Source organism: Anaerotruncus sp. 80 (assembly GCF_009936115.1).
In the GTDB taxonomy this organism is placed as follows: Bacteria; Bacillota; Clostridia; order Peptostreptococcales; family Anaerovoracaceae; genus Senimuribacter; species Senimuribacter intestinalis.
Map to the genome: position 1 here is coordinate 1 of NZ_QWES01000036.1, position 2,083 is coordinate 2,083.

Annotated in this window: 2 protein-coding genes; both read left to right on the top strand. The window is 43.5% G+C overall.

Annotated features, from left to right (window positions below):
• Positions 1 to 203: 203 nt before the first annotated feature.
• Complete coding sequence (locus D1155_RS14085) at positions 204 to 1,517, top strand: IS30 family transposase (RefSeq protein ID WP_160203058.1); 1,314 nt, start codon at positions 204 to 206, stop codon at positions 1,515 to 1,517.
• A complete protein-coding gene (locus D1155_RS14090; protein WP_251632575.1) occupies positions 1,514 to 1,840 on the top strand; it encodes a hypothetical protein in 327 nt (108 codons plus the stop codon). Before D1155_RS14085 ends, D1155_RS14090 begins: the two co-directional genes overlap by 4 nt.
• Positions 1,841 to 2,083: the final 243 nt, after the last annotated feature.

Genomic DNA, 2,083 nt, shown 5'->3' on the forward strand with positions numbered 1-2,083 from the left:
TTCTCTTTTATTTCTTTTACACGAACTTCACGCATTTATCCGCCTTTATTTTAAAAGTTATTATTTGCCAAAATAAATTCTGCGTATCACTGGAATTTCAAATGGCAAAGACTTACATAGAATTTACTCTGACAAACTGCTTTTCTCACATTTTTATGATATATTTACCTTAAGACATATCCCGGTCAATGGAGGTAACAATCATGACAAATCAAAAACATCTTACACTGTCTGACCGCATGGTCATCGAAACCCAGCTTTCCAATAGTACATCATTTAAAGCCATCGCATCCGCCCTTGACAAGGATCCTTCCACAATCTCAAAGGAAGTCCGTTCGCATCTGTCGGTTGAACGTATTGGCGGATTCCGCAGAAAGTACAATGCCTGCACCAAACGTAATGTCTGTCTTGTCAGCGGACTGTGTTCTCCCTGCAACGCAGGAAGAAATTACCGCTTCTGTAGGAGTTGCGGTATGTGCAGTCGTTTCTGTCCTGATTTTGAAGCTTACAGCTGCCCAAAACTGGACAAGCCACCCTACGTGTGTAATGGCTGTAAAACAAGACCCCACTGCACTTTAGAAAAACATTTTTACCGTGCCAAGCAAGCTGACAAAGAATACCGCAGCAAACTGACTGAATCCCGCAAAGGCTTTACCTTTTCCGAAGAAGAGCTGCAGCATTTCGACCGCATTGTCTCTCCGCTAATCCGTCAGGGACAATCCCTTCATCATATCTGTGTAACCAATACCGATTCCCTGATGATTAGCGAACGCTCCCTTTACCGAATCATTGATGCCGGACTGATTTCCGCAAAGAATCTTGACCTTCCAAGGAAAGTCCGTTTCAAATCGTGGAAAAAGAAAAAGACTTTCAAAGTCGACCGTAAATGCCGCGAAGGCAGAACCTTTGAGGATTTTAAAAAATTTATGGAAGAGCATCCAAACTATCCTGTTGTCCAAATGGATTCCGTTGAAGGAAAGAAAGGCGGCAAAGTCCTTTTAACCATTCATTTTGTCAAAGCAGAATTCATGCTGGCCTTTCTGCGTGACTACAATGATTCCAGATCCGTCACAGATGTCTTTAAAAAACTGTATGACCTTTTGGGATCAGAACGGTTTCGCCACCTCTTTCCGCTAATCCTTACCGATAACGGCAGTGAATTTTCCAATCCTCTAGCCATTGAAAAAGATCCTTCCGGTAAAAAGCGTACCGCAGTCTATTACTGCGATCCGCAGGCTTCATGGCAGAAAGGATCCATTGAGCGCAATCACGAGTTTATCCGCTATTTCCTGCCGAAAGGTACTTCTTTCGACCACCTTTGCCAAGAGGATATTTCACTCATGATGCATCATATTAATTCTTACTGCAGGGAAAGCCTGAGCAACAAATGCCCTCACGAAATGTTTGCATTCTTTTTCGGCGCCGAAACCCTTCACCTTCTCGGCTGCCGCAGAATTCCTTCCAAAGAAGTTACCCTGAAGTCTTCCATCTTTAGAAAAGGAGGTGCATCCCTGTGAAAAGACGAACCATTTACGATAAACAATCCATCGACTATCAGTTCAACCTTTGTGCACTCCATGAAATGGAAGATGTTGTTCCCATGACACGCAGCGAACGTTACATGCTTCGCAACTGGGTTCGCTCTGGTCATGAGATTGAATCCAATCCATGGGAGTATCTGGACAGCGACGGCTGGCAGTTAAATTATCTGCAAGCCTACCGTCTGGAATACGGCTATTCCGCCGGTCCATGGGACAGCTGGAAAGGACCAGACACCCAGCCTTTATGGTGCGAAGAACGCAAATGCTACGTAAAACACGATGAACTGCTAGAACTTTAATTTTTAATGGATTACCGGGATATATCGCTAGTTTCACAAGACCATCAGCCGGCAGAATTCACTCTGGCAAAAATAAAAATATGAATGCTGACGGCTTTTTGTTATGCCCGAATTTCCCTGCATTAACACTATTTTACCCTATTCTGGCATCAATTTCACTACTTTCCATAGCTTTTTACATCCTCCACTCTTGCGTACCTGACATTTACTTAGGCAAACTGGAATTCACCTTGGCAATTGACC